The 25,331-nt window shown below is 66.5% G+C and carries 24 protein-coding genes; 8 read left to right on the top strand and 16 right to left on the bottom strand.

The genetic code is table 11. The annotated features are described in order from the left end of the window. Nucleotides 1-52 precede the first annotated feature (52 nt). Nucleotides 53-715 (top strand): NAD(P)H-binding protein, encoded by a 663-nt coding sequence (locus IE00_RS11345; protein ID WP_072297220.1) that lies wholly within the window; start codon nt 53-55, stop codon nt 713-715. On the opposite strand, the gene pgeF is transcribed toward IE00_RS11345, so the two are convergent. Genes pgeF through lgt form a run of 3 tightly spaced genes read right to left on the bottom strand, consistent with a single transcriptional unit; the run spans nt 716 to nt 3,409 of the window. Next, the gene (pgeF, locus tag IE00_RS11340) at nt 716-1,480 is read right to left on the bottom strand and encodes a peptidoglycan editing factor PgeF (protein WP_072297219.1); all 765 of its coding nucleotides are present in this window, start codon (nt 1,478-1,480) and stop codon (nt 716-718) included. Next, nucleotides 1,464-2,525, bottom strand: a complete 1,062-nt coding sequence (locus IE00_RS11335) for a class I SAM-dependent methyltransferase (RefSeq protein ID WP_072297218.1) — start codon at nt 2,523-2,525, stop codon at nt 1,464-1,466. Before IE00_RS11335 ends, pgeF begins: the two co-directional genes overlap by 17 nt. After that, nucleotides 2,522-3,409, bottom strand: coding sequence for a prolipoprotein diacylglyceryl transferase (gene lgt, locus IE00_RS11330; protein WP_072297217.1), 888 nt, complete (start codon nt 3,407-3,409; stop codon nt 2,522-2,524). Before lgt ends, IE00_RS11335 begins: the two co-directional genes overlap by 4 nt. Nucleotides 3,410-3,525: 116 nt before the next feature. On the opposite strand from lgt, the gene IE00_RS11325 reads away from it, so the two are divergent. Next, entirely contained in the window at nt 3,526-3,777 is a 252-nt protein-coding gene (locus IE00_RS11325) for an accessory factor UbiK family protein (RefSeq protein WP_072297216.1), read from the top strand. On the opposite strand, the gene IE00_RS11320 is transcribed toward IE00_RS11325, so the two are convergent. Beyond that, nucleotides 3,765-4,079, bottom strand: coding sequence for a DUF6476 family protein (locus IE00_RS11320; protein WP_072297215.1), 315 nt, complete (start codon nt 4,077-4,079; stop codon nt 3,765-3,767). The two genes, IE00_RS11325 and IE00_RS11320, sit on opposite strands and share 13 nt — an antisense overlap. On the opposite strand from IE00_RS11320, the gene IE00_RS11315 reads away from it, so the two are divergent. The 3 genes from IE00_RS11315 (at nt 4,078) to IE00_RS11305 (ending at nt 7,269) form a co-directional block, all read left to right on the top strand. Continuing rightward, nucleotides 4,078-5,103, top strand: coding sequence for an RluA family pseudouridine synthase (locus IE00_RS11315; protein WP_072297214.1), 1,026 nt, complete (start codon nt 4,078-4,080; stop codon nt 5,101-5,103). The genes IE00_RS11320 and IE00_RS11315 overlap by 2 nt on opposite strands. A 150-nt stretch (nt 5,104-5,253) precedes the next feature. Next, on the top strand, nt 5,254-6,162 hold the full coding sequence (gene rpoH, locus IE00_RS11310) for an RNA polymerase sigma factor RpoH (RefSeq protein WP_072297213.1): 909 nt from the start codon (nt 5,254-5,256) through the stop codon (nt 6,160-6,162). 84 nt (nt 6,163-6,246) lie between these two features. Beyond that, nucleotides 6,247-7,269, top strand: coding sequence for a hypothetical protein (locus IE00_RS11305; RefSeq protein ID WP_072297212.1), 1,023 nt, complete (start codon nt 6,247-6,249; stop codon nt 7,267-7,269). 4 nt (nt 7,270-7,273) lie between these two features. Here the strand turns inward: IE00_RS11305 and IE00_RS11300 are convergent, their stop codons facing one another. Then, entirely contained in the window at nt 7,274-8,035 is a 762-nt protein-coding gene (locus tag IE00_RS11300; RefSeq protein ID WP_072297211.1) for an NAD kinase, read from the bottom strand. Between the two features lie 203 nt (nt 8,036-8,238). Between IE00_RS11300 and glyA the strand changes: the two genes are divergently transcribed. After that, complete coding sequence (glyA, locus tag IE00_RS11295) at nt 8,239-9,534, top strand: serine hydroxymethyltransferase (RefSeq protein WP_072297210.1); 1,296 nt, start codon at nt 8,239-8,241, stop codon at nt 9,532-9,534. A 65-nt stretch (nt 9,535-9,599) separates the two neighbouring features. Here the strand turns inward: glyA and IE00_RS11290 are convergent, their stop codons facing one another. The 7 genes from IE00_RS11290 to IE00_RS11260 form a co-directional block, all read right to left on the bottom strand. Continuing rightward, nucleotides 9,600-10,382 (bottom strand): crotonase/enoyl-CoA hydratase family protein, encoded by a 783-nt coding sequence (locus IE00_RS11290; RefSeq protein ID WP_072297209.1) that lies wholly within the window; start codon nt 10,380-10,382, stop codon nt 9,600-9,602. Further along, complete coding sequence (locus IE00_RS11285) at nt 10,375-11,238, bottom strand: hydroxymethylglutaryl-CoA lyase (protein ID WP_072297208.1); 864 nt, start codon at nt 11,236-11,238, stop codon at nt 10,375-10,377. The genes IE00_RS11290 and IE00_RS11285 overlap by 8 nt, the downstream gene beginning before the upstream one ends. Further along, the gene (locus tag IE00_RS11280) at nt 11,235-13,163 is read right to left on the bottom strand and encodes an acetyl/propionyl/methylcrotonyl-CoA carboxylase subunit alpha (protein ID WP_072297207.1); all 1,929 of its coding nucleotides are present in this window, start codon (nt 13,161-13,163) and stop codon (nt 11,235-11,237) included. The genes IE00_RS11285 and IE00_RS11280 overlap by 4 nt, the downstream gene beginning before the upstream one ends. 90 nt (nt 13,164-13,253) lie before the next feature. Beyond that, a complete protein-coding gene (locus IE00_RS11275; RefSeq protein ID WP_072297206.1) occupies nt 13,254-14,858 on the bottom strand; it encodes a carboxyl transferase domain-containing protein in 1,605 nt (534 codons plus the stop codon). A gap of 28 nt (nt 14,859-14,886) precedes the next feature. Further along, nucleotides 14,887-16,419 (bottom strand): AMP-binding protein, encoded by a 1,533-nt coding sequence (locus tag IE00_RS11270; RefSeq protein WP_072297261.1) that lies wholly within the window; start codon nt 16,417-16,419, stop codon nt 14,887-14,889. 7 nt (nt 16,420-16,426) lie between these two features. Continuing rightward, nucleotides 16,427-16,924 (bottom strand): lysozyme inhibitor LprI family protein, encoded by a 498-nt coding sequence (locus tag IE00_RS11265; RefSeq protein WP_072297205.1) that lies wholly within the window; start codon nt 16,922-16,924, stop codon nt 16,427-16,429. Continuing rightward, a complete protein-coding gene (locus tag IE00_RS11260; RefSeq protein ID WP_072297204.1) occupies nt 16,924-18,084 on the bottom strand; it encodes an isovaleryl-CoA dehydrogenase in 1,161 nt (386 codons plus the stop codon). The genes IE00_RS11265 and IE00_RS11260 overlap by 1 nt, the downstream gene beginning before the upstream one ends. Nucleotides 18,085-18,254: 170 nt before the next feature. Between IE00_RS11260 and IE00_RS11255 the strand changes: the two genes are divergently transcribed. Together IE00_RS11255 and cbiB are read left to right on the top strand one after the other, a co-directional pair. Then, entirely contained in the window at nt 18,255-18,800 is a 546-nt protein-coding gene (locus IE00_RS11255; protein WP_072297203.1) for a histidine phosphatase family protein, read from the top strand. A gap of 4 nt (nt 18,801-18,804) precedes the next feature. Beyond that, entirely contained in the window at nt 18,805-19,710 is a 906-nt protein-coding gene (gene cbiB, locus IE00_RS11250; RefSeq protein WP_072297202.1) for an adenosylcobinamide-phosphate synthase CbiB, read from the top strand. On the opposite strand, the gene IE00_RS11245 is transcribed toward cbiB, so the two are convergent. The 4 genes from IE00_RS11245 to IE00_RS11230 all read right to left on the bottom strand — a co-directional run bounded on the left by IE00_RS11245 (nt 19,707) and on the right by IE00_RS11230 (nt 25,328). Beyond that, nucleotides 19,707-20,483: a transglutaminase family protein gene (locus IE00_RS11245; RefSeq protein WP_072297201.1), complete on the bottom strand. Its 777-nt coding sequence runs from the start codon at nt 20,481-20,483 to the stop codon at nt 19,707-19,709. The genes cbiB and IE00_RS11245 overlap by 4 nt on opposite strands. Nucleotides 20,484-20,585: 102 nt before the next feature. Further along, complete coding sequence (locus tag IE00_RS11240) at nt 20,586-21,686, bottom strand: sensor histidine kinase (RefSeq protein WP_072297200.1); 1,101 nt, start codon at nt 21,684-21,686, stop codon at nt 20,586-20,588. A gap of 120 nt (nt 21,687-21,806) precedes the next feature. Beyond that, the gene (locus IE00_RS11235) at nt 21,807-23,027 is read right to left on the bottom strand and encodes an AGE family epimerase/isomerase (RefSeq protein ID WP_072297199.1); all 1,221 of its coding nucleotides are present in this window, start codon (nt 23,025-23,027) and stop codon (nt 21,807-21,809) included. A 12-nt stretch (nt 23,028-23,039) separates the two neighbouring features. Continuing rightward, nucleotides 23,040-25,328: a Tex family protein gene (locus IE00_RS11230; protein ID WP_072297198.1), complete on the bottom strand. Its 2,289-nt coding sequence runs from the start codon at nt 25,326-25,328 to the stop codon at nt 23,040-23,042. Nucleotides 25,329-25,331: the final 3 nt, after the last annotated feature.

Below are 25,331 nucleotides of genomic sequence, written 5' to 3'. Positions count from 1 at the left end.
ACCCTGCAGCCACCGGCGACGTTCCCTGCCCCACAGGCAACAGGAGCGCATCATGGCACATATCTTCATCGTCGGCGGCGCGGGCCAGATCGCCCGCTTGATGACCCCGCAGCTGATCGCGGGCGGCAATCGCGTCAGTTCTCTCTATCGTCACGACGAACAGCATGACCAGCTGGCCGATCTGGGGGCGACGCCGGTCAAGGGCGACCTGACGCAACTGAGCCCACAGGACATGGCCTCAATGCTGACGGATGTGCAGACCGTGATCTTTGCCGCAGGCGCCGGTGGTGCCGGAGAGGACCTGACCAACGCCGTCGACGGCGAAGGCTTGGAGAAGACGGTCGCCGCCGCCAAGGAGGCCGGCGTCAAGCGCGTCTACCTGATTTCGGTTTTCCCCGAGGCAGGCCGCAACGCGGACTTGGGCGATGGTTTCGAAAATTACATGCGCGTCAAGAAGATGGCGGATGTTCATCTGGTCCAGAGCGGACTGGAATTCGTCATCATCCGTCCCGGCACGCTTGGTGACGACGGCGCGACCGGCAAGGTGTCTGCGGGGCTGGCCGTCCCCTATGGCACCATCCAGCGCGCCGATGTGGCCGATTTCATTGCCCAGGCCGTCGCCACCCCCCAGATCGTCAACACGATCATCGAGCTGGCACCGGGCGATGATCCGATCCCGGTTGCCGTCAGCGCATTGGCCAGCACAGCCCGTTGATCAGCGGGCAATGGCGCTGATCAGGCGGCCATAATCGACCTGGCCCTCATGCGTGGCACGACGATAGCTGAAGAATTTGACGGGGTCGGAATAGGTGCAATGGCGTGACCATTCTGCCTCGACCCCGGCCTCGCGCAGGCGCATCAGGCCAAAGGCAGGCAGGTCGAACATCGGCTTCCCCTTCGCGCCCTGCGCAAAAAAGCGTTCGTAATCCTGATCTTCCGCCAGGAAGTTGTCCATGAAGTCGTCACCGACCTCATAGGCGCGCTGGCTGATGCTGGGGCCGATGACGGCCTTGATGCTTTGCGCGCCCAGATCGTGCATGGCGGCCACGGTCGCCTCGATTACACCGCCGATGGCACCGCGCCATCCCGCATGACAGGCACCGATGACCCCCATATCCGCATCGGCAAGCAGGATCGGCTGACAATCGGCGGTCAAAACGGCCAGCGCCACATCCTGTCGGGCCGTCACGATGCCGTCGGCGCAAATCTCTCGGGTCGCGACAATGTCGTCATCCAGATCCAACGTCACCACATCCGCGGAATGCACCTGCTTGACCGTCGCCAGGCTGGACGCGGCAACTCCCATCGCGGTCGCCACGCGGGCGCGGTTCAACTCGACCATATCACGCTGATCGGTGGACCGCCGGCCGCAGTTCAACCCTGCGAACAATCCCGACGAGGCCCCACCCTTGCGCGTGAAGAAGCCGTGCCTGACATCGGACAGCAATGGGTGGGTCAGTATTTCAAGTGTTGTCTGCATGTATCTCCAGCGCCTCGAAGCCGGGAACGGGGGTGGCCCCTTTCGGCCAAATGGCGATCGCCTTGAACAGGTGACCCATTTCCGCCGGGTCGGTCAAGCGCGCAAGCGCAGCCATCGCCCCCGCATCGCCTGTCTGGGCCAGTTTGCGGGCCCGTTCCGCGGCACCAAGCGACAACAGCCAGTCGCCTTGGTGCACCGGACGCGAGACCATCGCCCCCGCGCGCAGTGCCGCAGCCGCCAAGGGGGCGAAGTCAACATGGGCCGTCAGGTCGGCCAATCCGGGATTGGCCAGCGGATCTTCGGGGGTATGGTTTCTAAGCGCCTGAAATGTATCGCCATATCCGTTCCATCCACCATAATCGACGATGATCGCCGCACCGCCATGATCCGCGATCCTAGTCGCGATCACATCGACGGACGCAACCGCCTCGGCGCAATCCTCGACCACGTCGCCGGGCTTGCCGTCGCGCGGGAACGGGACGACGGGTCCCAGCCCCATCCGCAAACCCCCATCGTCAGACAGGCCGACCATCCGTTCGCGCCAGCCCTCGGCGGTCATCTGATACTGCCGGATCGGCAGGGCATCGGCGAACTCATTCGCAATCAGGAACAGGGGTTTATTGGGTAGATCCTTGAGACTGTGGATATGGTGGGGGGCGCCCAATCGTTCGGACTGCACCCTGCGAAGAAAGGGCGAGGCTTCGATCAGGCAGATCTGTGCCGCGTCCCGCATTCCGGGCGCAACGGCGATTGCCCGCCACATATCCGCCATCAGCGTTCCGCGTCCCGGACCGGGTTCCGCCAAGGTGATCGGCGACGGGCGGCCCTGGTCCATCCAGGCCTGAGCCAGCGCCAAGCCGCAAAATTCACCGAACATCTGATGGATTTCAGGCGCCGTGATAAAATCGCCAGCCTGCCCGAAGGGGTCGCGCGTTGCGTAATATCCGTGGCGGCTGTCCAGCAGGCAGATCTGCATGTAATCCGCCAGCGTGATCGGCCCCGTGGCACGGATGCGGGCCGCGATGATCTGGGCCAGCGGCGTCATGCGGTTCCGGCCACCGCCGGACGCCTGACCGCCATCACGATCAGCACCAGCCCGATCAGCAGCATCGGCAGGGACAGCACCTGACCCATGCTGAGCCCGACGACCGGACCGCCGATGACATGCCCAAGCGGGTTTTCAGGCGTGATGAACTGGGCATCCGCGACCCGGAAAAATTCGACGAAGATGCGGGCAAGGGCGTAGCCTGCAAGGAAAATTCCGAATTGCAGCCCCGGTCGGCGCAGCGCACCCGCGCGCAGCGTCACCAGCAGGATCACGCCCAGGACCAGCCCCTCCAGCCCGGCTTCGTAAAGCTGGCTGGGGTGGCGGGCACAGATGCCTGTGACGCCCGGGCAGTTCTGCGCGGCCTCTCCGGGGAAGGCGACGCCCCATGGCAGGTCGGTCGGGCGGCCCCACAATTCGGCATTGATGAAATTCGCGACGCGGCCGAAAAACAGCCCCACGGGAGCCACGACGGCCATCGCGTCGGCCAGCCGCAAGGCGGGGATGCCGTTCCTGCGGCAATAGATCGCGGTGGCCAGGATGACGCCCGCGAAACCGCCGTGAAAGCTCATCCCGCCCTGCCAGACCTGAAGGATCTGGGCGGGGTTGGCCAGGTAATAGGCCGGTTCGTAGAACAGCACGAAACCAAGCCGCCCCCCCAGGATCACGCCCAGGATCACCCAGGTCAGAAGGTCGTCGACCTTGTCGGCCTGCATCGGCGGACGGTCACCCCAGATGGCGGGCCTGCGCATCATCAGCGCGATCAGCTGCCAGCCGATGATCAGCCCCGCCAGATAGGCCAGCGCGTACCAGCGCAGCGACAGGGACAGGCTGCCAAGGTTGATCGTGAAGATCTCGGGGGCGATATCGGGGAAGGGGATCATGGGGCCTCGGCTTTCGATTGCGGCGCACGCTAGTCAGCAAACCGCCCGTGTCAACATTGAACCCCGCCGCCCGTCGGACCATATAGGACCGGACCAAGCTTGAAGGACAGGCAGACATGAGCACCGATAACCGCTTCTTCGACGACATCTCGAAAATGATGACCAATGCGATGGGCGTGGCCCAGGGCGCCCGCACCGAGGCCGAGAACGCCATGAAGGGCTGGGTCGACCGCTGGCTGGCCGACCGCGATTTCGTTACCCGCGAGGAATTCGAGGCCGTCCGCGAGATGGCCATCAAGGCCCGCACCGAAAACGCCGAACTGAAGGCGCGCCTGGACGCGATGGAAACCGGCCGTCAGGGCGACTGAACCGCGACGGTCTGCTTCAGCGTGCCGTTGCGGTCATAGAGCAGCACCTGCGCGTCCCCGGTGACGACCACGATCCAGTCGGTCGCGAAGGTCACGGCCTGCACCTGAACATTGTCCGGCAGCTTGATATTGCCGGGCAATTCGGGCAGCACCGGCTGACTCAGGCGCAGCCACAGCAGCGCGACCACCGCCACCATCCCGAACCCCATCACCAGCGTCAGCCCGGTGACGAGCGTCTTCAGGAACCTCAGTTCCGGAACCGCTTTCGCCGCTGCCTTCCAATCGGTATCATCTTCCGCCATGTCGAACCTTGTTGTGATCATCCCGGCCAATCCGCCAGAACGGCTTGATAAGGCGCTTGCCCTTGCCGTGCCAGAGGATGCGGCGCTTTCCCGGTCGCGTCTATCGCGCATGATCGCGGATGGCGATGTCCATGGACCGGACGGCGTGGTCCGTGACGGCAAGGCCAAGGTGTCCGAAGGCCAGGAATACCGCATCACCCTGTCGGCCCCCGAAACCGTCGAAACCCTGCCCGAGGCGATTCCCCTGACCATCGTCCATGAAGATGATGACCTGATCGTGATCGACAAGGCGGCAGGCATGGTCGTCCATCCCGCGCCCGGATCGCCCACCGGAACGCTGGTCAACGCGCTGCTGGCGCATTGCGGCGACACGCTGTCGGGCATCGGCGGGGAAAAGCGGCCGGGCATCGTGCACCGGATCGACAAGGACACGTCGGGCCTGTTGGTTGTGGCGAAATCGGACCGCGCCCATCACGGTCTTGCCGCCCAGTTCGAGGCCCACACCGCCCAACGCCGCTATCTGGCGCTGGCGCATGGCGTCATCGATCCCGCCGATCCACGGCTGCGCGGCACCCCCGGCATCAGCTTCGAGGATGGGTTGGTGATGAAGATCACCTCGCGCCTGTCGCGCCACCCGACCGATCGCCAGCGGCAGGCCGTCTATTTCGACAAGGGCCGCCATGCGGTCACGCGCGCCAAGCTGTTGGAACGGTTCGGCACTCCGCCTTCGGCCATGCTGGTGGAATGCCGGCTGGAAACCGGGCGCACCCATCAGATCCGTGTGCACATGACCCATGCGGGACTGGGGCTGATCGGCGACCCGACCTATGGCGGGGCCCGCAAGGCATCAGCCAAGGCGCTTGGCGCGGCGGCCGACCTGGTCCAGGCCTTTTCGCGCCAGGCGCTGCATGCGGCGCATCTGGGGTTCGATCACCCGGTCACGGGCCAGGCCATGTCCTTCGACAGCCCCCTGCCCGATGACATGCAGCAGGTTCTGGACGCTTTGCGCGCCACCGCCTCTTGACGTCAATGTGACCGATACACAGTTTGCAAGGTCCGATTCAGGGCGCAGACTGGCCCCCTGATCGGACGATCGGTGGCCTGCCTGCGGCATTCTGTCCGGAACCCGCAGGCGCAGGGTCGCGTTCGTCGGTCTCTGCGAAAGGCAAACATCATGGCGACATACGGCAATCTTCCGGCCCCCAGTCCCGAACAGGGTTTGAACCGCTATCTGCAAGAGATCCGCAAGTTTCCGCTTCTGGAACCGGAAGAGGAATACATGCTGGCCAAGGCATGGGCCGACCATGAGGACAGCGAGGCCGCGCACCGGATGGTGACCAGCCACCTGCGTCTGGCGGCCAAGATCGCCATGGGTTACCGCGGCTATGGCCTGCCCCAGGCAGAAGTCATCAGCGAGGCCAATGTCGGTTTGATGCAGGCAGTCAAGCGCTTTGATCCCGAACGCGGCTTCCGTCTGGCGACCTACGCGATGTGGTGGATCCGCGCCTCGATCCAGGAATACATCCTGCGGTCCTGGTCGTTGGTCAAGATGGGCACCACCAGCGCGCAGAAGAAGCTGTTCTTCAACCTGCGTAAGGCCAAGTCCAAGATCGGCGCGCTTGAGGAAGGCGATCTGCGCCCCGAAAACGTCGCCCAGATTGCGACCGAGCTGAACGTGACCGAAAAAGAGGTCATCGACATGAACCGCCGCCTGTCGGGCAGCGATGCATCGTTGAACGCGCAGGTCGGTTCGGGCGACGGCGAATCCTTGGCCCAGTGGCAGGACTGGCTGGAGGATACCGATGCCAACCAGGCCGAAGCCTATGCCGAGACCGAAGAGCTGGACACCCGCCGGCAGATGCTGATGTCCGCCATGGACGTGCTGAACGACCGTGAACGCGACATCCTGATGGAACGCCGGCTGCGTGACGATCCGATGACACTGGAGGATCTCTCCAGCCGTTACGACGTGTCGCGCGAACGCATTCGCCAGATCGAGGTGCGTGCCTTTGAAAAGCTGCAGGACCGGATGCGTGTTCTGGCGCGCGAAAAAGGCATGCGGATCAGCGAAGAGGTCGAATAAAGGATCGGCGCCGCATTGACGCGATGCGGCGCTGCTTTATGGTCGGCCAAACCCTGATCTCGTCTCTGAAAGCGTCCCCCAGCCATGACAGCGTTGACCGAATTTCGACGTCTCGAGGCGCAGGGAACCTGGAAGGAATCCCCGACCGCCACCGCGCGTGAGGTCATCGTATCCATCGGCGAGGCGACGCTGACGCTGATGGATCCCAAGACCGACCGGCCCCTGTCGCATTGGTCCCTGCCCGCGGTCGTGCGCCTGAACCCCGGCAAGCTGCCTGCCCGATATACCCCCACATCCGGCCCCCCCGATGAAACCGTCGAGATCGACGACCCGCTGATGGTCGACGGGATCGAGCGTGTTCAGACGGCCATCGCCCGCCACCGCGTCAAGCCGGGGCGGCTGCGTGGCGTGCTGACCGGTTTGGTGATGCTGGGGCTGGTGGGCGCCTTCATCATGTGGCTGCCCGATGCGCTGATCCGCCATGCCGTCCGCATCGCCCCGCCCGCCCAGCTGCGCACCATCGGCAAGGCCGTTCTGGCCGATCTGGAGCAGGGCACCGGCCCGATCTGCCACCGCAATTCCGGCCAGCAGGTGCTGAACTGGATCACACCGCGCCTTCTGAACCGAGATGCGCTGGTCCAGGTGGTGCCGGGGCCGCTGAATGGCGCGCTGCGCCTGCCGGGACAGATGTATCTGCTGGGCAACGACCTGCTGGCATCGACCACCGGCCCCGAGGCAGCGGCGGGGCACCTGATCGCGGCCGAGATCGCGCAGGATGAACAGCAGGTCACACAGCAGGCCTTGGAATATGCGGGGGCCTTCGCGTCGCTGCGGCTGATGACCTTGGGGACGCTGCCGCGCAACGCGCTGGCGGGATATGGGGAACAGCTGCTGGATCAACCGCTGCAGCGGCCCGACGCGGACGCCCTGCCCGCGGCCTTTGCGGACCATGACCTGTCGACCGAGCCCTATGCGCGGTCCCTGGACCCGACCGGCGCATCGGTCCTTTCGCTGATCGAACGAGACCCGATGCGCGACACTGATGGTGGCCGCCCCTTGCTGACCGATGAACAATGGCTGGCCCTGCAGCAGATCTGCGCCGGCTGACCGCTCAGACGAACTGTTCGCGCAACAGGCGTTCGTCCAGCCCGTGACCGCTGTCGAACATCAGCCGATGGCGGATGTCCGAGGCGCTGCGGATCTGGACCTGGGTGACATGGCGGAAGGACCGGCTGTCGGCATCGGCCATGACGGGGCGGCGTTCGGGGTTCATCACCTCGATCACCACTTCGGCGGCCTTGGGCAGCAGGGCGCCGCGCCAGCGACGGGGGCGGAAGGGGGCGATGGCGGTCAGGGCCAGAACCTCGGAGCCGATGGGCAGGATGGGGCCGTGCGCCGAATAATTATAGGCGGTCGATCCGGCGGGTGTGCTGACCAGCGCGCCGTCGCAGACCAGCTCCTCCATTCGCATGCGGCCATCGACATGGATGCGCAGCTTGGCGGCCTGCGGGCCCTCGCGCAGCAGGCTGACCTCGTTGATGGCCAGGGCCTCGTGGCAGGTGCCGTTGGCGCAGGTGGCGCGCATCCGCAGCGGGTTGATCACCGCCTCCTCGGCGGCGGCCAGGCGTTCGGGCAGATCCTGGGCGGCATAGCTGTTCATCAGGAAACCCACCGTCCCGCGGTTCATGCCATAGACCGGCATGTCGCGCCCCTGCATCGCGTGCAGCGTCTGCAGCATGAACCCGTCACCGCCCAGGGCCACCACGACCTGGGCCTGATCCAAGGGGGTATCGCCATATCGCGCAGTCAGTTCGGCATGGGCCTGTCGTGCCGCTCCGGCCTGGCTGGCGGTAAAGTGAATGCGTGCCGTCATAAGCCGGTCGTTTCCCCCATGATGGCGTCCCCGTGATAGGCGCGCAGCATTGACCGCCACCGCGCGGATGACAAGCCCGCCCGGACGGCCCCTTGGGTCGCAAGGGTCACGCGGCGGGTCGTTTTGTCACTTTCCGCAATCAGGATGTTACGTTAGAAGGCCTGCATCCTCTGCCGCCCCAGCCATAAAAGGACGCGAGACCGATGAACGCCCCCACCCGCGACAACGGCTTTTTCACCGAAACCCTGGCCAGCCGTGACCCCGACATCGCCAAGGCCATCACCCAGGAACTGGGTCGTCAGCGCGACGAGATCGAGCTGATCGCCTCGGAAAACATCGTCAGCCGCGCCGTGATGGAGGCGCAGGGATCGGTCCTGACCAACAAATACGCCGAAGGCTATCCGGGCAAGCGTTACTATGGCGGCTGCCAATATGTGGATATCGCGGAAAACCTGGCGATCGAACGCGCGAAGGCCCTGTTCGGCTGCGAATACGCGAACGTCCAGCCCAATTCCGGCAGCCAGATGAACCAGGCCGTCTTCCTGGCGCTGCTGCAGCCGGGCGATACCTTCATGGGGCTGGACCTGAATTCGGGCGGTCACCTGACCCATGGTTCGCCTGTGAACATGTCGGGCAAGTGGTTCAACGTGGTCAGCTATGGCGTGCGCCAGCAGGACCAGATGCTGGACATGGACGTGATCGCCGAAAGCGCCCGCCAACACAAGCCCAAGCTGATCATCGCCGGCGGCACCGCCTATAGCCGCACCTGGGACTGGGCAGCCTTCCGCAAGATCGCGGATGAGGTCGGCGCCTATCTGATGGTGGACATGGCCCATATCGCAGGTCTGGTCGCGGGTGGTCAGCACCCCTCGCCCATCGGTCATGCGCATGTCGTCACCTCGACCACGCATAAATCCCTGCGCGGCCCGCGCGGCGGCCTGATCCTGACGAACGATGCCGACATCGCCAAGAAGGTCAACAGCGCCGTCTTCCCCGGCCTGCAGGGCGGACCGCTGATGCATGTGATCGCCGCCAAGGCCGTGGCCTTCGGCGAGGCCCTGCGCCCCGAGTTCAAGACCTATGCGGCTCAGGTCGTCAAGAACGCCCAGGCCATGGCGGATGAGCTGATGAAGGGCGGCATCGACATCGTGTCGGGCGGCACCGACAACCACCTGTGCCTGGCCGACCTGCGTCCCAAGGGCGTGACCGGCAAGGCGACCGAGGCTGCCCTGGGCCGCGCGCACATCACCTGCAACAAGAACGGCGTGCCCTTCGACCCCGAAAAGCCGTTCGTCACCTCGGGCATCCGTCTGGGTGCGCCTGCAGGCACCACGCGCGGCTTTGCCGAGGCCGAGTTCCGCCAGATCTCTCGCTGGATCGTCGAGGTCGTCGACGGACTGGCCGCCCATGGCGAAGAGGGCAACACCGAGGTCGAAGCCAAGGTCCGTGCCGAAGTGGCCGAGCTCTGCGCCCGCTTCCCCCTCTATGCCGGCATGTGATCAGCGCTGAGTGCTGAAACAGGAACCCCCGTCGCGCAACCCGCGGCGGGGGTTTTTCGTGGCGCTCAGCTGATCCAGGACGGCTTGCGCTTGTCAAAGAAGGCGGCGATGCCTTCGGGGGCCTCGGTTCCCTCCCAGATGGCGACCAGCCGGTCGATGCTGTCCTCGATCACCGCATCGTCGATCCGCATGCCCAGGGCGCGGCATTGCGCCTTGGCGGCCGCGACAGCGCCGGGGGCCGCCTGCAGATAGGGGGCGATCTCGGACTCGATCGCGGCATCCAGGGCATCGGCTGGAACGCTGCGGGCGGCAAGGTTCAGATCCACCGCCTCGGCTGCGCCGAACAGACGCGCCGAAAAGAAGACCCGCCGCGCCCTGTCCTCGCCCATGCGGGCGATGACATAGGGGCCGATGGTGGCGGGGATCAGCCCCAGCTTCACCTCGGTCAGGCCGAACCGCGCGCTGTCGGCGACGATCGCCACGTCGGCCACCGACATCATGCCGACACCGCCGCCGAAGGCATTGCCATGAACCCGCGCGATCAGCGGCTTGGGCAACAGGTTCAGTGATTGCAGCATCCCGGCCAGAACCCGGGCGCCTTCGCGGCGCGTCTGGGCATCCGCGGTCATCTGCGCCTTCATCCAGGCCAGATCGCCGCCCGCGCAAAAGCTGGCGCCCTCTGCCGCCAGGACGACGACGCGCACGGCGGCATCGGCGCCAAGGCTGGAACAGGCTTCCGTGATGTCATCCATCATCTGGCGCGACAGGGCATTGTGCTTGTCAGGGCGCGCCAAGGTGATGGTGGCGACGCCGCGGGCATCGGTTTCGATCCGGATCGTCTCAGGCATGGGTTTCCTCCCGCAGGGTGCGTGCGAATGCGGCCGCGCGGTCGATCACCGCCATGTCCAGCCCGTGATCAAAGCCTTGCGCGGCAAGGTGGCGGGCCAGCGCTTCGGTCGCGACATTGCCCGCCGCACCGGGCGCATAGGGGCAGCCGCCCAGACCACCCACCGCCGCATCAAAGACCCGCAGGCCACGCGCAAGGCTGGCATCGACATTCTGCAGCGCCCGCCCTGCCGTGTCGTGATAATGCCCCGCCAGCCGGTCGGCCGGCAATTCATTTAGCACCGCACCCAACATGGCGTCGATGGTCTCGGGGCGGCCTTGCCCGATCGTGTCGCCCAGGCTGACCTCATAGCAACCCATGTCGCGCAGGGCCGCCACGACGCGGGCCACGTCCGAGGGCGCAGTGGGGCCGTCGAAGGGACAGTCGGTCACCACGCTGACATACCCACGCATCGGAACGCCATCGGCCCGGGCCGCGTCGGCCACGGGCCGGAACCGTTCCAGGCTGTCCGCGATGGATGCGTTCAGATTGGCGCGGCTGAACCCCTCCGAGGCGCTGGCAAAGATCGCAACCTCCGAGGCACGGGCCTGATGCGCCGCCTGATATCCCTTCAGGTTCGGCGTCAGCGCGGCATAGCTGACCCCCGCCCTGCGCGCGATGCCTGCCATGACCTGCGTGGCATCGCCCATCTGCGGCACCCATTTGGGGCTGACGAAACTCGTCACCTCGATCCGGCGAAAGCCGGCCTGCGACAGCAGATCGACCAGGGCGATCTTGTCGGCGGTGGCGATCATGCGCTTTTCGTTCTGCAGCCCGTCGCGCGGGCCCATCTCGAAGATTTCGACGCGGGATGTCATTCGGGACCCTCATCCAGGCGGATCAGGGCGGCGCCCGCCTCGACCTGATCGCCCTGGGCGGCCAGAACCTCGGCCACGGTGCCGTCGCGGCTGGCCAGCAGGCTGTGTTCCATCTTCATCGCCTCCAGCACGCAGAGCCTGTCGCCCGCACGGACCTGCTGGCCTTGCGTGACATGGATCGCCTTGACCAATCCCGGCATCGGCGACCGGGTCAGCCCGTCGCCCCCGTCATCGGCCCCCGCCCGGTCCAGCGGATCGACGGGCTTCAGATGGACCGTGTCGCGCCCAAAGACGCTGACTCCGGCATCATGGTGGACGATCCGCTGGCGGCACAGATCGCCATCGACCCACCACCGGTCGCCCTGCCAGCGCACGTCATGGGTGCTGTCTTCCAGTGTAACGCGGGCATGGCCCGGACCCAGAACCTCCAGCACGGCATGGCCGCCATCCCACGCGATGGTCCGGCGCAAGGGTTGCCACAGCGTCATGCCGCCTTGGGTATGGGGATCGGCCAGCCCGGCCAACCCGATCACTGCCAGTGCGACGGATGGTCCGTCGGCATCGCTCGGGGCCGTCAACATGTCCAGATCGCGCCCGATCAGACCGGTATCGACCTGTCCCGCGCGGAACCCGTCATGCCGGGTCAGGGCAATCAGGAAATCCAGGTTCGTGACCGAACCGGCGACATCGGTATCGTCCAGGGCCGATTCCAGCGACCGCAGCGCCACCGCGCGGGTCTGTCCCCAGGTGACGACCTTGGCGATCATCGGGTCGTACCAAGGCGAGATCACGTCCCCCTGGCGCACCCCCGTCTCGATCCGGGCCGAGGCGGGAAAGCCCAGATGCGCCAGGCGGCCCGTGGCGGGCAGGAAACCCGCGGGCACATCTTCGGCGTAAAGACGGGCCTCGAACGCATGGCCGTTGATGGTCAGGTCATCCTGCCGGGCGGGCAGGTCCTCGCCGCTGGCGACGCGCAGCTGCCATTCGACCAGGTCGATGCCGGTGATCGCCTCGGTCACGGGATGTTCGACCTGCAGGCGCGTGTTCATCTCCATGAACCAGAAGCGGTCGGGGCGCAGGCCGTCGCTGCCATCGACGATGAATTCGATGGTCCCGGCCCCGGAATAGCCGATCGCCTCGGCGGCGCGGACGGCTGCATCGCCCATCGCCCGGCGCATCTCGGCGGTCATGCCGGGGGCCGGGGCTTCCTCGATCACCTTCTGGTGGCGACGTTGCAGCGAACAGTCGCGTTCGAACAGATGCACGGCGCGCTTGCCGTCGCCAAAGACCTGAACCTCGATATGGCGCGGTTGCAGGACGTATTTCTCGATCAGCACGTCGGGGTTGCCGAAAGCCGTCCGCGCCTCGGATTGGGCGGAGTCCAGCGCTTGGGCGAAATCGGCGGGGTCGTCGACACGGCGCATCCCCTTGCCACCGCCGCCCGCCACGGCCTTGATCAGCACCGGATAGCCGACCTCATCCGCCATCCGCGCCAGGTGATCCGCATCCTGATCGGCGCCGTGATAGCCGGGCACCACGGGCACGCCCGCCTTTTCCATCAGCGCCTTGGCCGCATCCTTCAGCCCCATCGCCCGGATCGCATCCCCCGAGGGACCGATGAAGACCAGCCCTGCCGCCTGCACCTGATCGACGAAATCGGGGTTTTCCGACAGGAAGCCGTATCCCGGATGGATCGCCTGCGCCCCTGTCGCCATGGCCGCCGCGATGATGGCATCGCCGCGCAGATAGCTGTCGGCGGGGGCAGGTCCGCCCAGATGGGCCGCCTGATCGGCCATCTGCACATGGCGCGCCGCGCGGTCGGCATCGGAAAAGACGGCGACCGTGGTCACGCCCATGCGGCGGCAGGTGTCGATCACGCGGCAGGCGATCTCTCCGCGGTTGGCGATCAGGATCTTGTCGAACATGGGCGACCTTTCGTGTCGATGGATGGCACCGGCGGCTGTGCGCCCCCGGGCCCCGCGGAATATCTGGCGATGGATGACGGCACGACGGGCCTACATCCGGAAGATGCCGAAGCGCGTCGGCTGGATCGGCGCATTCAGGCTGGCGCGCAGGGACAGGGCCAGCACCTCGCGCGATTTGCGCGGGTCGATGATCCCGTCATCCCAAAGCCGCGCCGAGGCATAGAGCGGGTGGGACTGGCGGTCGAACATCTCGACCGTGGGGCGCTTGAAGGCGGCCTCCTCTTCGGCGGACCATGTGCCGCCCTTGCGCTCGATGCCGTCGCGGCGGACGGTGGCCAGAACGCCGGCCGCCTGTTCGCCGCCCATCACGCTGATGCGGCTGTTGGGCCAGGTCCACAGGAAGCGCGGCGAATAGGCGCGGCCCGACATGCCGTAATTTCCCGCGCCGAAGCTGCCGCCGACCAGCATGGTGATCTTGGGGACGTTCGTCGTGGCGACGGCCGTGACCATCTTGGCGCCGTGTCGGGCGATGCCTTCGTTTTCGTATTTGCGACCGACCATGAAGCCGGTGATGTTCTGCAAAAACACCAGCGGGATGCCCCGCGCGCTGCACAGTTCGATGAAATGCGCGCCCTTCTGGGCAGCTTCGGAAAACAGGACGCCATTGTTGGCGACGATGCCGACCGGGCAGCCCTCGACATGGGCGAAACCGGTGACCAGCGTTTCGCCGAACCGCGCCTTGAATTCGTCAAAACGGCTGCCGTCGACGATGCGGGCGATGACTTCGCGGATGTCATAGGGGGTGCGCAGGTCGGCAGGCACGACGCCGAACAGTTCATCGGGGTCATAGGCGGGCGCTTCGGGCGATTGCCACAGGACCGTCTCGGGGCGGCGGCGGTTCAGGTTGGCGACGGCGCGGCGGGCCTGGGCCAGGGCATGGGCGTCATCCTCGGCCAGGTAATCGGCCACGCCCGACAGGCGCGTATGCACGTCGCCGCCGCCCAGATCCTCGGAGGTCACGACCTCGCCCGTGGCGGCCTTGACCAGCGGTGGGCCTGCCAGAAAGATCGTGCCCTGCCCGCGCACGATGATGGTCACGTCGGACATCGCGGGCACATAGGCGCCGCCCGCGGTGCAGGACCCCATCACCACGGCGATCTGCGGGATGCCCTTGGCGCTCATCCGGGCCTGGTTGAAGAAGATGCGCCCGAAATGGTCGCGGTCGGGAAAGACCTCGTCCTGGTTGGGCAGGTTCGCGCCGCCGCTGTCGACCAGATAGACGCAGGGCAGTTCGCATTCCTCGGCGATCTCCTGGGCGCGCAGGTGCTTCTTGACGGTCATCGGGTAATAGGTGCCGCCCTTGACCGTCGCATCATTCGCCACGACCATTACGTCCTGCCCGTGCACGCGGCCAATCCCCGCGATGACGCCTGCACCCGGGGCCGCGCCGTCATACATGCCATGGGCCGCCGTCGCGCCGATCTCCAGGAACGGGCTGCCGGGGTCCAGCAGGTTCGCCACCCTTTCGCGCGGGGGCATCTTGCCGCGGCTGACATGGCGTTCGGTGGCTGCCGAACCCCCGCCCGCGGCGGCCTGGTCGGCGGCCTGACGCACCGTGTCCAACAGGTCCAGATGCGCCTGCCGGTTGGCACGGAACTGGTCGGAGGAGGGCAAGGCCTGGCTGGTCAGCTTCATTGGGGAACCTCTGATTGGGGCCGGACGGTCATTCGGCTTCTGCCAGCGCGCGCAGTTCGCGGCGCATGACCTTGCCGGTGACGGTCATCGGCAGGCTGTCCAGAAACGCGATCTCGCGCGGATAGGAATGGGCGGCGGATTGGCGGCGGGCATGGTCGCGCAGCTGATCGGCCATGGCGTCATCGGCGGCAAAGCCGGGGCGCAGGACGACATAGGCCTTGACGATCTGGGTGCGCAGGGCGTCGGGTTTGCCGATGACGCCCACCTGGGCCACGGCGGGATGGCGCAGCAGGCAATCCTCGATTTCCGAGGGGCCGATGCGGTATCCGGCCGATGTGATCACATCGTCGTCGCGGCCCACGAAATGGATATGGCCGTCACGGATGACACCCTTGTCGCCCGTCACCATCCAGTCGCCGCGAAATTTATCCGCCGTCGCCTCGGGGCGGTTCCAGTATCCCAGCATCATGCTGGCCGCCCCGCGCAGGATGGCAATGTCGCCATCCTGCCCATCGGGCAAGGGACGGCCCTGATCGTCGATCACCGCCACATCGCATCCCGGGACCGCCTTGCCGATCGCGCCTGGCTGGGCCTGGAACATCCGACCCGCCCCCGACGCGACCATGTTGCATTCGGTCTGGCCATAGAATTCGTTGATCTGCAGGCCAAAAGCACCCTGCCCCCATTCCAGCATCGGCGCCCCAAGCGTTTCCCCGCCCGAGGCGACGCTGCGCAATCCCGGCAGGTGGATATCGGCGGCCTTCAGCATCTTCAGCGCGGTCGGCGGAAAGAAGATGTTGCGGATCTGACAATCGTCGACCAGTCGGGCGACGGCGGCGGGATCGAATTTCGGCATCCGCGCCGCCACGACCGGCACGCCAAGCGCCAGCGCGGGCATGGCCACGTCGAACAGACCGCCGATCCAGGCCCAATCGGCGGGCGTCCAGATGACGTCGCCGGGCTGGCCCAGCAGATCGTGGCTCATCTCGACGCCGGGCAGATGGCCGGTCAGCACGCGGTGGCCGTGCAGCGCGCCCTTGGGCGCCCCCGTCGTCCCCGAGGTATAGATGATGACCGCCGGATCATCGGGTCCGGTTGGGCGTGATGGAAACGCCCCTGCACCTGGCAGCCCATCCTCGGGCACGATCACCCGCAGATCGGGGAAGGCGCGCAGCATCGCGCGGCCTTCGGCATCCGCGATGACCGTGCGGATGCCGGCGTCGTTCAGGCGCAGGGCCAGCGCCTCGGGGCCGAACAGCTTGAACAGCGGGACCGAGATGGCGGCCGATTTCCAAATCGCCAGATGCGCGGCGGCGGTCCAGGACGATTGCGTCCGCAAGACGCCCACGCGTTCGCCCCGCGGCACGTCCAGTGCATGTGCCAGGCGGTTTGTCATCTCGTCCAGTTGCCCGAAGGTCACGGGATGGGGGCTGCCGTCATGGTCGATGATGGCCACGGCGGCGGCGTCATGGGCCAGGCATTGATCGGCCATGTTCAGGCGGGCGGGCAGGTTCCAACGGAAGTCACGGCGCAATGCGTCATGGTCGGTATGCGTCAGCATCCGCATCTTATCGCCCTTCGGTCAGATAGGCGTCCAGCCACAGATATTGCCGCGCGGTCTGGGTCAGCATGCATTGCGTGCCGGCCGGACCCGCGCCGGTGCCGCCGCCCCAACGGCTGCCCTCATAGGAACAGGCCGCGTCGCGATAGGCGATCCAGTCGCGCTGCATCTGGCGCAGCAGGGGCGCCTGTTCGGGCGCGGCGGAACCCAGATCGGCCATCTGGGCGTCGGCGGCCTTGGATTGCGCCATCAGCCTTTCATAGCTGTCGTTCAGCAGGCCGTCCCAGTGTGACAGTTCCTGCGACAGGCAGGATGACATGCCGACCGTCGTGCTGCCTCCGGGGCCTTCCATGCAGGCCTGCGCTGCCCTGCCGATGCAGGACATCGGATCGGCGTCACCCGCCAGACAGGCATCCACGACCGCCGGATCGGCCAGGGGCATCGCACTGTCCTGCGCCATGGCCGGACCCGTCATCGCAACCAGAGCCGCCAGTACCATGCGCATCAGACCAGCCCCATCAGTTCGCGGCCGATCAGCATGCGGCGGATTTCACTGGTGCCGGCACCGATCTCCATCAGCTTGGCGTCGCGGAACAGGCGGCTGACCACGCTGTCGTTCAGAAAACCCGCGCCGCCCATGGCCTGAACGGCCTGATGTGCCTGCACCATCGCCTGTTCGCTGGCATAAAGCACCGCGCCTGCGGCGTCCTGACGGGTGACCTTGCCCGTGTCGCAGGCCCGCGCGACCTCATAGACATAGGCGCGGGCGGTGTTCAGCGCGACATACATGTCGGCGATCTTGCCCTGCATCAGCTGGAAGGACCCGATGGGTTGGCCGAACTGCTTGCGTTCGGACACATAGGGCATGACCTGGTCCAAACAGGCCGCCATGATACCGGTGCCGATGCCGGACAGGACCACGCGTTCGTAGTCCAGTCCCGACATCAGCACCCGAACGCCCCGGCCCTCCTCGCCCAGGACGTTCTCGAACGGGATCTCGACATTGTCGAAGATCAACTCGCCCGTATTCGACCCGCGCATCCCCAGCTTGTCGAAATGCGGGCTGGTGGTGAAACCGGCCATGTCGCGTTCGACGATAAAGGCTGTGATGCCCTTGCTGCCCGCATCCGGGTCGGTCTTGGCATAGACAACCAGCGTGTGGGCATCGGGCGCGTTGGTGATCCAGTATTTATTGCCGTTCAGCACATAGCGGTCGTTCTTCTTTTCCGCCCGCAACTTCATGCCGACCACATCGCTGCCCGCGCCCTCCTCGGACATGGCCAGGGCGCCGACATGTTCGCCGCTGCACAGCTTGGGCAGGTATTTCGCGCGCTGTTCGTCGGTGCCGTTCAGCTTGATCTGGTTCACGCAAAGGTTCGAATGCGCCCCATAGGACAGGCTGACGCTGGCACTGGCGCGGGCGATCTCCTCGACCGCGATGACATGGGCCAGATAGCTCATGCCCGAACCGCCCCATTCCTCGGACACGGTGACGCCCAACAGGCCCAGATCGCCCATTTCGGTCCAAAGTTCGTTCGGAAAGGCGTTGTCGCGATCGACCTGCGCCGCGATGGGAACGATGCGGTCCTGTGCCCAACGATGCACCATCTCGCGCAGCGCGTTCACATCCTCGCCCAGATCGAATTCCATGCCCTTGTTGAACATCGCGATCCCCCCTCCCCGGTTATTGAACGCTTGTTCATTTCCTTTACCGCAGCGCCCCGCCCTGCGTCAAGACAGCCTGCGCCAAGGCGCGCGCTTGCGTCAATCGGGGTCTTGCCCCGCGCCGTCATGCGGGCCAGTAAACGGCCAGAACAATCCAAGCGGGGTCGCCCATGCGCCTTTCCATCCTGCGCCACGCCCCGGCCGTCACCCAAGGCAGGCTGGCGGGTCGCCGCGACGTCCCGGCCGATTGCAGCGACCGGGACGCCTTGGCGCGGGTCAGGTCCCGGATCGGGGTGACCGATCACGTCATCTGCAGCCCGGCACTGCGCTGCCGCCAGACCGCCGACGCCCTGGGCCTGACGCCAGACGCAACCGATCCGGTCCTCTGGGAACAGGATTTCGGCGCATGGGAGGGTCTTCCCTATGCCGAGCTGCCCGATCTGGGGCCGCTGACGACAGACCAGCTGGCCGATCACCGGCCCGAGGGCGGCGAGAGTTTTGTCGATCTTTGTGCCCGGATCACGCCGGCCTTGCGTGCCCTGACCCGTGACACGCTGATCGTGGCCCATGCGGGTACCGTTCGGGCGGCATTGTCGATGGTGGCGGGGAACGGGGCGCTGTCCTTTGCCGTCGCACCGCTGTCGCTGACCATCCTGCACCGGCATGGCAATCAGTGGTCGGTCGAGGCCACGAACCTGCCCATCTTCGAAAGCTGACGCCATGGCATCTGTCGCCCTGATCGCCCTGATCCTTGATGCGCTGATCGGCTGGCCGGGTTGGCTGTTCCGGCGGATCGGCCACCCGGTGACCTGGCTGGGACGGCTGATTGGGGCGCTGGATGCGCGAATGAACCGGGGCGGCTGGCGGCGGGTCAAGGGGGGCGTTGCGGTTCTGATTGTCATCGGAGCGGCGGTGCTGCCTGCGCTGATCCTTCAGGCGGTGCTTGGGCCTTGGGCGGCGGCGGTGCTGGCATGGCCCCTGGTGGCTGCGCGGTCGCTGGACGATCATCTGTGGGCCGTCGCGCGTCCCCTGCTGGCGCGGGACATCGCAGGCGCAAGGCGCGCGGTCGCCATGATCGTCGGCCGCGATGTCAGCCGCGCCGACGAGGCCGCGATCAGCCGCGCAGCCCTTGAGAGCCTGGCCGAAAATGCCAGCGACGGCGTCATCGCGCCCCTGTTCTGGGCCGCGGTGGCGGGCCTGCCGGGCATCGCCGCCTACAAGGCGATCAACACGCTGGATTCGATGATCGGTCACCGGACCCCCCGGCACGAGGCCTTCGGCAACGTGGCGGCGCGGCTGGACGATGTGGTGAACCTGATCCCCGCGCGGCTGACGGCCCTGCTGATCGCGGGCGCCGCGTGGTCCGGGGCGGCCCTGCGATGCGCGTGGCGCGATGCACCGGGGCACCGGTCGCCGAATGCCGGCTGGCCCGAGGGCGCCATGGCGGGCGCCCTGGGCATCCGCCTGTCCGGCCCGCGCGTCTATGGCGACCGCATTGCGGCCGAGCCCTGGCTGAACGGCCCCGCCCCCGACCCGACGGCGCGCGACCTGGATCGCGGCATCACGCTCTATCGTCGGGCGGTGGTGCTGGCGGGGGTTGTCCTGATCCTGATGGCTGTGGCCTAGAGCGTGCGGACGCTGACCGTCTGCTGACGCAGTTCCGCCGTGGTGGTGGTGGTCAGGAAGGCCGCATCCGCCGCATCGCGCCCCACCGCGACAATCGCCATGGTATCGGCATGGGCCATGCCCGTCGGATCGACCAGATGCCAGGCGCCGTCCAGATAGACCTCGACCACGGCATGGAAATCGGGCGGCGTGACCGAAGGCGCATAGACGCTGGCAAAACGCGTCGGGATCTGACAGGCGCGGCACAGCGAGATCATCAGATGCGCGTAATCCCGGCACACCCCCTGACGGTCCAGGAAGGTATCCGCCGAGGTGGTGTCGGCATTGCTGGCGCCCGCGACATAGCTGAGGTTCTCCTCGACCCAATCGCGCAGCGCCGCGACCCTGGCGCCACCGGTCAGCCCGTCGAAACGGGTGTTGATGAAGTTGAAGAAGCGGTCCACCGGGCAATAGACCGACGGCAGCAGATAGCGCAGGGCGTCGCCGGACATGTCCTCGACCTCGACCTGCGACAGGGATGCCAGATCGGGGCGCGGGCGGGTAACCTCGACCGTGGCGGTATAGTTGCAATACAGGCGGTCGCTGGCGCGCACGATCAGACGTTCGCCGATGCCCTCTTCGGCGGGAACACGGGCGGTGCGTTCGGGGTTGCCCAGGTCGATCGCGCTTTGCACGATCTCTTGGCCGGTGGCGCCCGCGGCCTCGATCACCAGCAACGCCGTGCCGGGCTGCTGCAGCGCGTAATCAAGAAGAACGTCGATTTGCATCCGCATGGGCGGGCTCCTGTCAGAAAAATGGGGCAAGGGCGCGGGCATTCGAACCGGTGCCCGCGCAGTCAATCGTGGTGAAGGGATAAGGTTCCCCGCGGCACCCTATCAGGCAAAGCCGACCGAATTGGCATCCAGCTGAATATCGACGTCAAAGGCCGCGCCGCCCATGGGCGATGCTCCGAATGTCAGCGCGCCGCCCATCTGCTGGGCATAGATCTGGCAGATCTGCATGCCCAGCCCGGCGGCGCTGTCGGGGTCGAAATCATCGGGCAGCCCCGGACCGTCATCCATCACGCGCAGCGTCAACCGGTCGTCCTGCGCCGACAGATCGACGGCGATCATCGTCCGGCGATCCTTGCCGCCATGCTTGATGGCATTGCCGATCAGTTCGGCCAGCAGCTGTCCGATGGCCGCCGCCTGCGACGGGTTGACCCGCAGGTCGCGTGGCAGCCGGTCGGTGAAATCCACCTGCGCGTTCAGCGCCTGCCCCAGGTCCTGCGTCAATGCGGCGGCATAATCGGCCAAGGTCACGAAGCCCGATTCCGGGTCCAGATGCAGCTGTTCATGCACGCGCGACAGCGTGCTGATCCGGTTGGCCGCATCCCCGATCAATGCGCCCGCATCGACATCCGCATGGATGCGGGCCTGCATCCGCAAAAGCGCGATCACCGCCGCGAAGCTGTTCTTGACCCGGTGATCGATCTCGCCCAGCAGGACCTTCTGGCGGGCAAGGGCCTCGTTCTTCAGCGCGACCTCGGCCTGCAACTGCAGCGCCTGATCCTGCAGCAGCTTGCGGGCCTCGACGATGTCGGTGACGTCGCGCGAACAGGCCAGAATGCGCATCACGCGGCCATCGGGTGCGCGCACCGGCGACACCGTGACGTCCCACCAGCGCGGGGTGCCCTTGGCGGTGGGGCAGAATGCCTCGAACCGCCTGCTGCGGCCGTCGCGGGCCTCGTTCATGGCATGGGCCAGGGCGTCGTGACTGGCCTTGGGCCACATCACCGGCCATTCGGCCCCGGCGACATCCGCGAAATTGTCGATCTCCATGGCGCACATGCCATTGCTGTTCATGAAGCTGAGCCGGCCATCCATCTCCAGCAGCTTGATGCAATCGGGGGAACTGTCCAGCACGGAAAGGGTGAACCCTTTTTCGGCGCCGTCCAGCACGTCCAATGCGGCAAGATTGTCATCAAGCAGGACCATGGCAGCGATGCGACCTTTCGGATCTGAGGGCTTGCGCGGCTGCGCGGTTCATGGGTGCCACTGTCAAAACATGCCATCCCCTGTCAAGGTCAATCAGGCCTGACCGACCGCGCCGCTGCGTTAGTCCGCCAATGGCCGCAGGCGGGCAAGGTCGTCCCCCTGACGCGACAGCCCCCGCGCCAATGGCAGAAGATCGGCCTGAAGCGCGTGATAGATGTCGGGCTTGCCTTGGAACTGGGTCATCAGCGGCAGGTTGTCGGGGCCGACCTCGTGGTGCCAGCCGCCGTGATGGGCATCGACCATATGGGTGGCCGCGAACTGCCACAGTCTGCGATACCAGTCGTCGAATTCGGGCCTCGGGTCCAGTTTCAGCAGGGCCGCCAGGGCGCCGATCGCCTCGGTCACGGGCCACCAGTATCGCGCGGGGTTGTCGACCCGACCGTCGCGGCCAAGCGTATAGGCCAGCCCGCCAAGATCGTCGTTCCAGGCGTCCGCCAGCCCCGTCCGCACCAGGGCGGTCGCCTGCGCGACGCTGTCGCCTTCGGGCCGTCCCGCCAGATCCCACCATTGCAGCAGCAGGCGTGCCATCTCGAAGCTGTGGCCGGGGGTGGTGCCTGCGGGGCGGAACATGGGATTGCCGGAATAGCCGTGATCGGGCCGCCAATCGGCATCGTAATGTTCGGGAATGCGCCAGCCATTTTCCGCCGCCTGCCCGGCGATGAAGAAGCGCAGGATGCCGCCTGCCCACGACAGGAATTCGCCCTCGCCGGTGGCCTCATGGGCGGCCAGCAGCGCCTCGACCCCGTGCATGTTGGCGTTCATGCCGCGATAGGTGGAAAAGACCTGCCAGTCGCGGGTGAATTCGTCGCGGAACAGCCCCGCCTCGGCGTCCCAGAAATGCCGGTCCAGAACCTGGATGATGTCGGCCAGCAGGCGGTCGGCATCGGGATGCCCGACCATCTTGGCGCTGGAGGCCGCAAGCAGCACGAAGACATGCCCATAGGCCAGCTTGGTGCCGTCGACCGCGCCCTTGCCATCAACCGACCACAGATATCCGCCGTGGTCGCGGTCGCGGTGCCCGTTCCACAGGAATGCCATGCCCTGATCGATGATCCCTGCCCGATCCGGCCGCCCGGACAATTGGGCAAGGGCATAGGAATGGACCAGCCGCGTCGTGCTGTGCAGTTCCTGCAGGTCGCCGGCCAGGGGGCGGCCCGTAGGGTCCAAGCCATGAAAGCCGCCCGCCGCCCGCGGGCTGGCATCGAACAGGTCCAGCGAACACCGGGCATCCTGGGCCAGAAAGGCGCGGTGGTCGGGGTCGTCCAGCAGGATGGCGGTCATGATCCGTTCCTTTCAGCGTTTGCGCAGCGCGTCGGCCAAGGCCGAACCGAAGGCACCCTGCGATTGCGCCGGGCCTGCCGAAGCCGTCGTCTTGCCACGCGGTTTTTCGGCCTTGGGGCGCTCCGGCGCGGGCTGGCCGCCGCCATCCTTGCGCATGGTCAGGCCGATGCGCTTGCGGGGGACATCGACCTCGGTCACGCGGACGCGGACGACATCGCCGGCCTTGACCACCTCATGCGGGTCCTTGACGAACCGGTCGGCCAGCTGGCTGACATGGACCAACCCGTCCTGATGCACGCCGATATCCACGAAGGCGCCGAAGGCCGCGACGTTGGTGACGGTCCCCTCCAGCAACATGCCCGGGCGCAGATCCTTGATGTCCTCGATACCATCGGCGAATGTCGCGGTGACGAAACCGGGGCGTGGGTCGCGGCCGGGCTTTTCCAACTCGGACAGGATGTCGCGCACGGTCGGCAGGCCGAAATCATCGGTCACGAAATCCTGCGCCCGCACCGATTTCAGCGCCGCGCTGTCGCCCATCAGGGCGCGCAGGTCACGCCCGCAGGCGGCCACGATCTTGCGCGCGACGCCATAGGCTTCGGGGTGGACGGCCGATGCGTCCAGCGGCTCGGACCCTTGCACGCGCAGAAAGCCTGCGCTTTGCTGGAAGGCCTTGGGACCCAGCCCCGCGACCTTCTTCAGCGCGGCGCGCGACGGGAAAGCCCCGGTGGCATCGCGATGTGCAACGATCGCCTGCGCCAAGGACGGCCCCAGCCCCGCGACATGGGCCAGCAGCGGCGCCGAGGCGGTGTTCAGATCGACGCCCACGGCGTTCACGGCATCCTCGACCACGGCCTCCAGCGATTTCGCCAGCTGGCGCTGATCGACATCGTGCTGATACTGCCCCACGCCGATGGATTGCGGCGGCACCTTGACCAGTTCGGCCAGCGGGTCCTGCAACCGCCGTGCGATCGACACCGCGCCCCTGATCGACACGTCCAGATCGGGAAACTCCTTCGCCGCCAGTTCCGAGGCCGAATAGACCGAGGCACCGGCTTCGGAGACGATCACCTTGGTCGGTGCCTTGGTCCCCTTGGGCAGACGCTTCAGCACATCGGCCACCAGACGTTCGCTCTCGCGGCTGGCGGTGCCGTTGCCGATGGCGATCAGGTCGACGCCATGTTTCGCGATCAGCGCCAACAGCGTGGCCTCGGCCCCGCGCAGGTCGTTCTTGGGCTGGAAGGGATAGATGGTGGCCGTATCGACCAGCTTGCCGGTCGCGTCGATCACCGCGATCTTGCAGCCGGTGCGGATGCCGGGATCGATGCCAAGCGTGGTCCGCGCGCCCGCAGGAGCCGCCAGCAGCAGGTCGCGCAGGTTGCGGGCAAAGACGCGGATCGCCTCGTCATGGGCGCGTTTGCGCAGATCGGTCAGCAGGTCGATATACATGGTGTTCGACAGGCGCACCCGCCATGCCCAACCTGCCACGCCGCGCAGCCAATCAGCCCCCGGCCCCGCCGCCAGCGGCCCAAGACCCCGCGCGACGATGCCTTCGGCCCGCGCCACGCCGGTTTCGGGGTCCGGAGAGATGTCGATGGTGACGATCTCCTCCTTGGCGGCGCGCAGGATCGCCAGCGCGCGGTGCCCGGGGATGTCCGCCCATTTTTCGCGATGGTCGAAATAATCGCTGAACTTGGCCCCGGCCTCCTCCTTGCCCTTGGCGACGCGGGCCGCGATGAAGGCGTCGCGCTGCATGAAATCGCGCAGGCTGCCCAGGACCTGGGCGTTTTCGGCCAGCTCCTCGACCAGGATGTCGCGGGCACCGTCCAGCGCGTCCTTGGGGGTGGCGACATCGTCGGTGACATAGCCGGGGGCCAGCCTGGCCGGGTCCTGGGACGGGTCGGCCATGATCTGGCGCAGCAGCGGTTCCAGCCCCTTTTCGCGGGCGATCATCGCCTTGGTGCGGCGCTTGGGCTTGAAGGGCAGATAGATGTCCTCCAGCGCGGATTTGGTGTCGGCCTGCGTGATGGCGCGGGCCAGATCGTCGGTCAGCTTGCCCTGATCGCGGATCGACCCCAGGATCGAGGCTCGCCGCGCCTCCATGTCGCGCAGATAGGTCAGGCGGTCGGACAGGGTCCGCAACTGCGTGTCGTCCAGGCCGCCGGTGACCTCCTTGCGGTAACGGGCGACGAAGGGAACCGTCGCGCCCCCGTCCAGCAATTCGGCGGCGGCCATCACCTGCCTGGGCTCGGCGGCGATTTCGGTGGCGATCTGGCGGGCAATGCGAAGCGCGGTGTCCATGGC

It is taken from the genome of Paracoccus sp. SM22M-07 (assembly GCF_001887735.1).
Taxonomy (GTDB): Bacteria; Pseudomonadota; Alphaproteobacteria; order Rhodobacterales; family Rhodobacteraceae; genus Paracoccus.
Note: the sequence above shows the minus strand (reverse complement) of the source record. Positions and strands in the feature narration are given on the sequence as shown.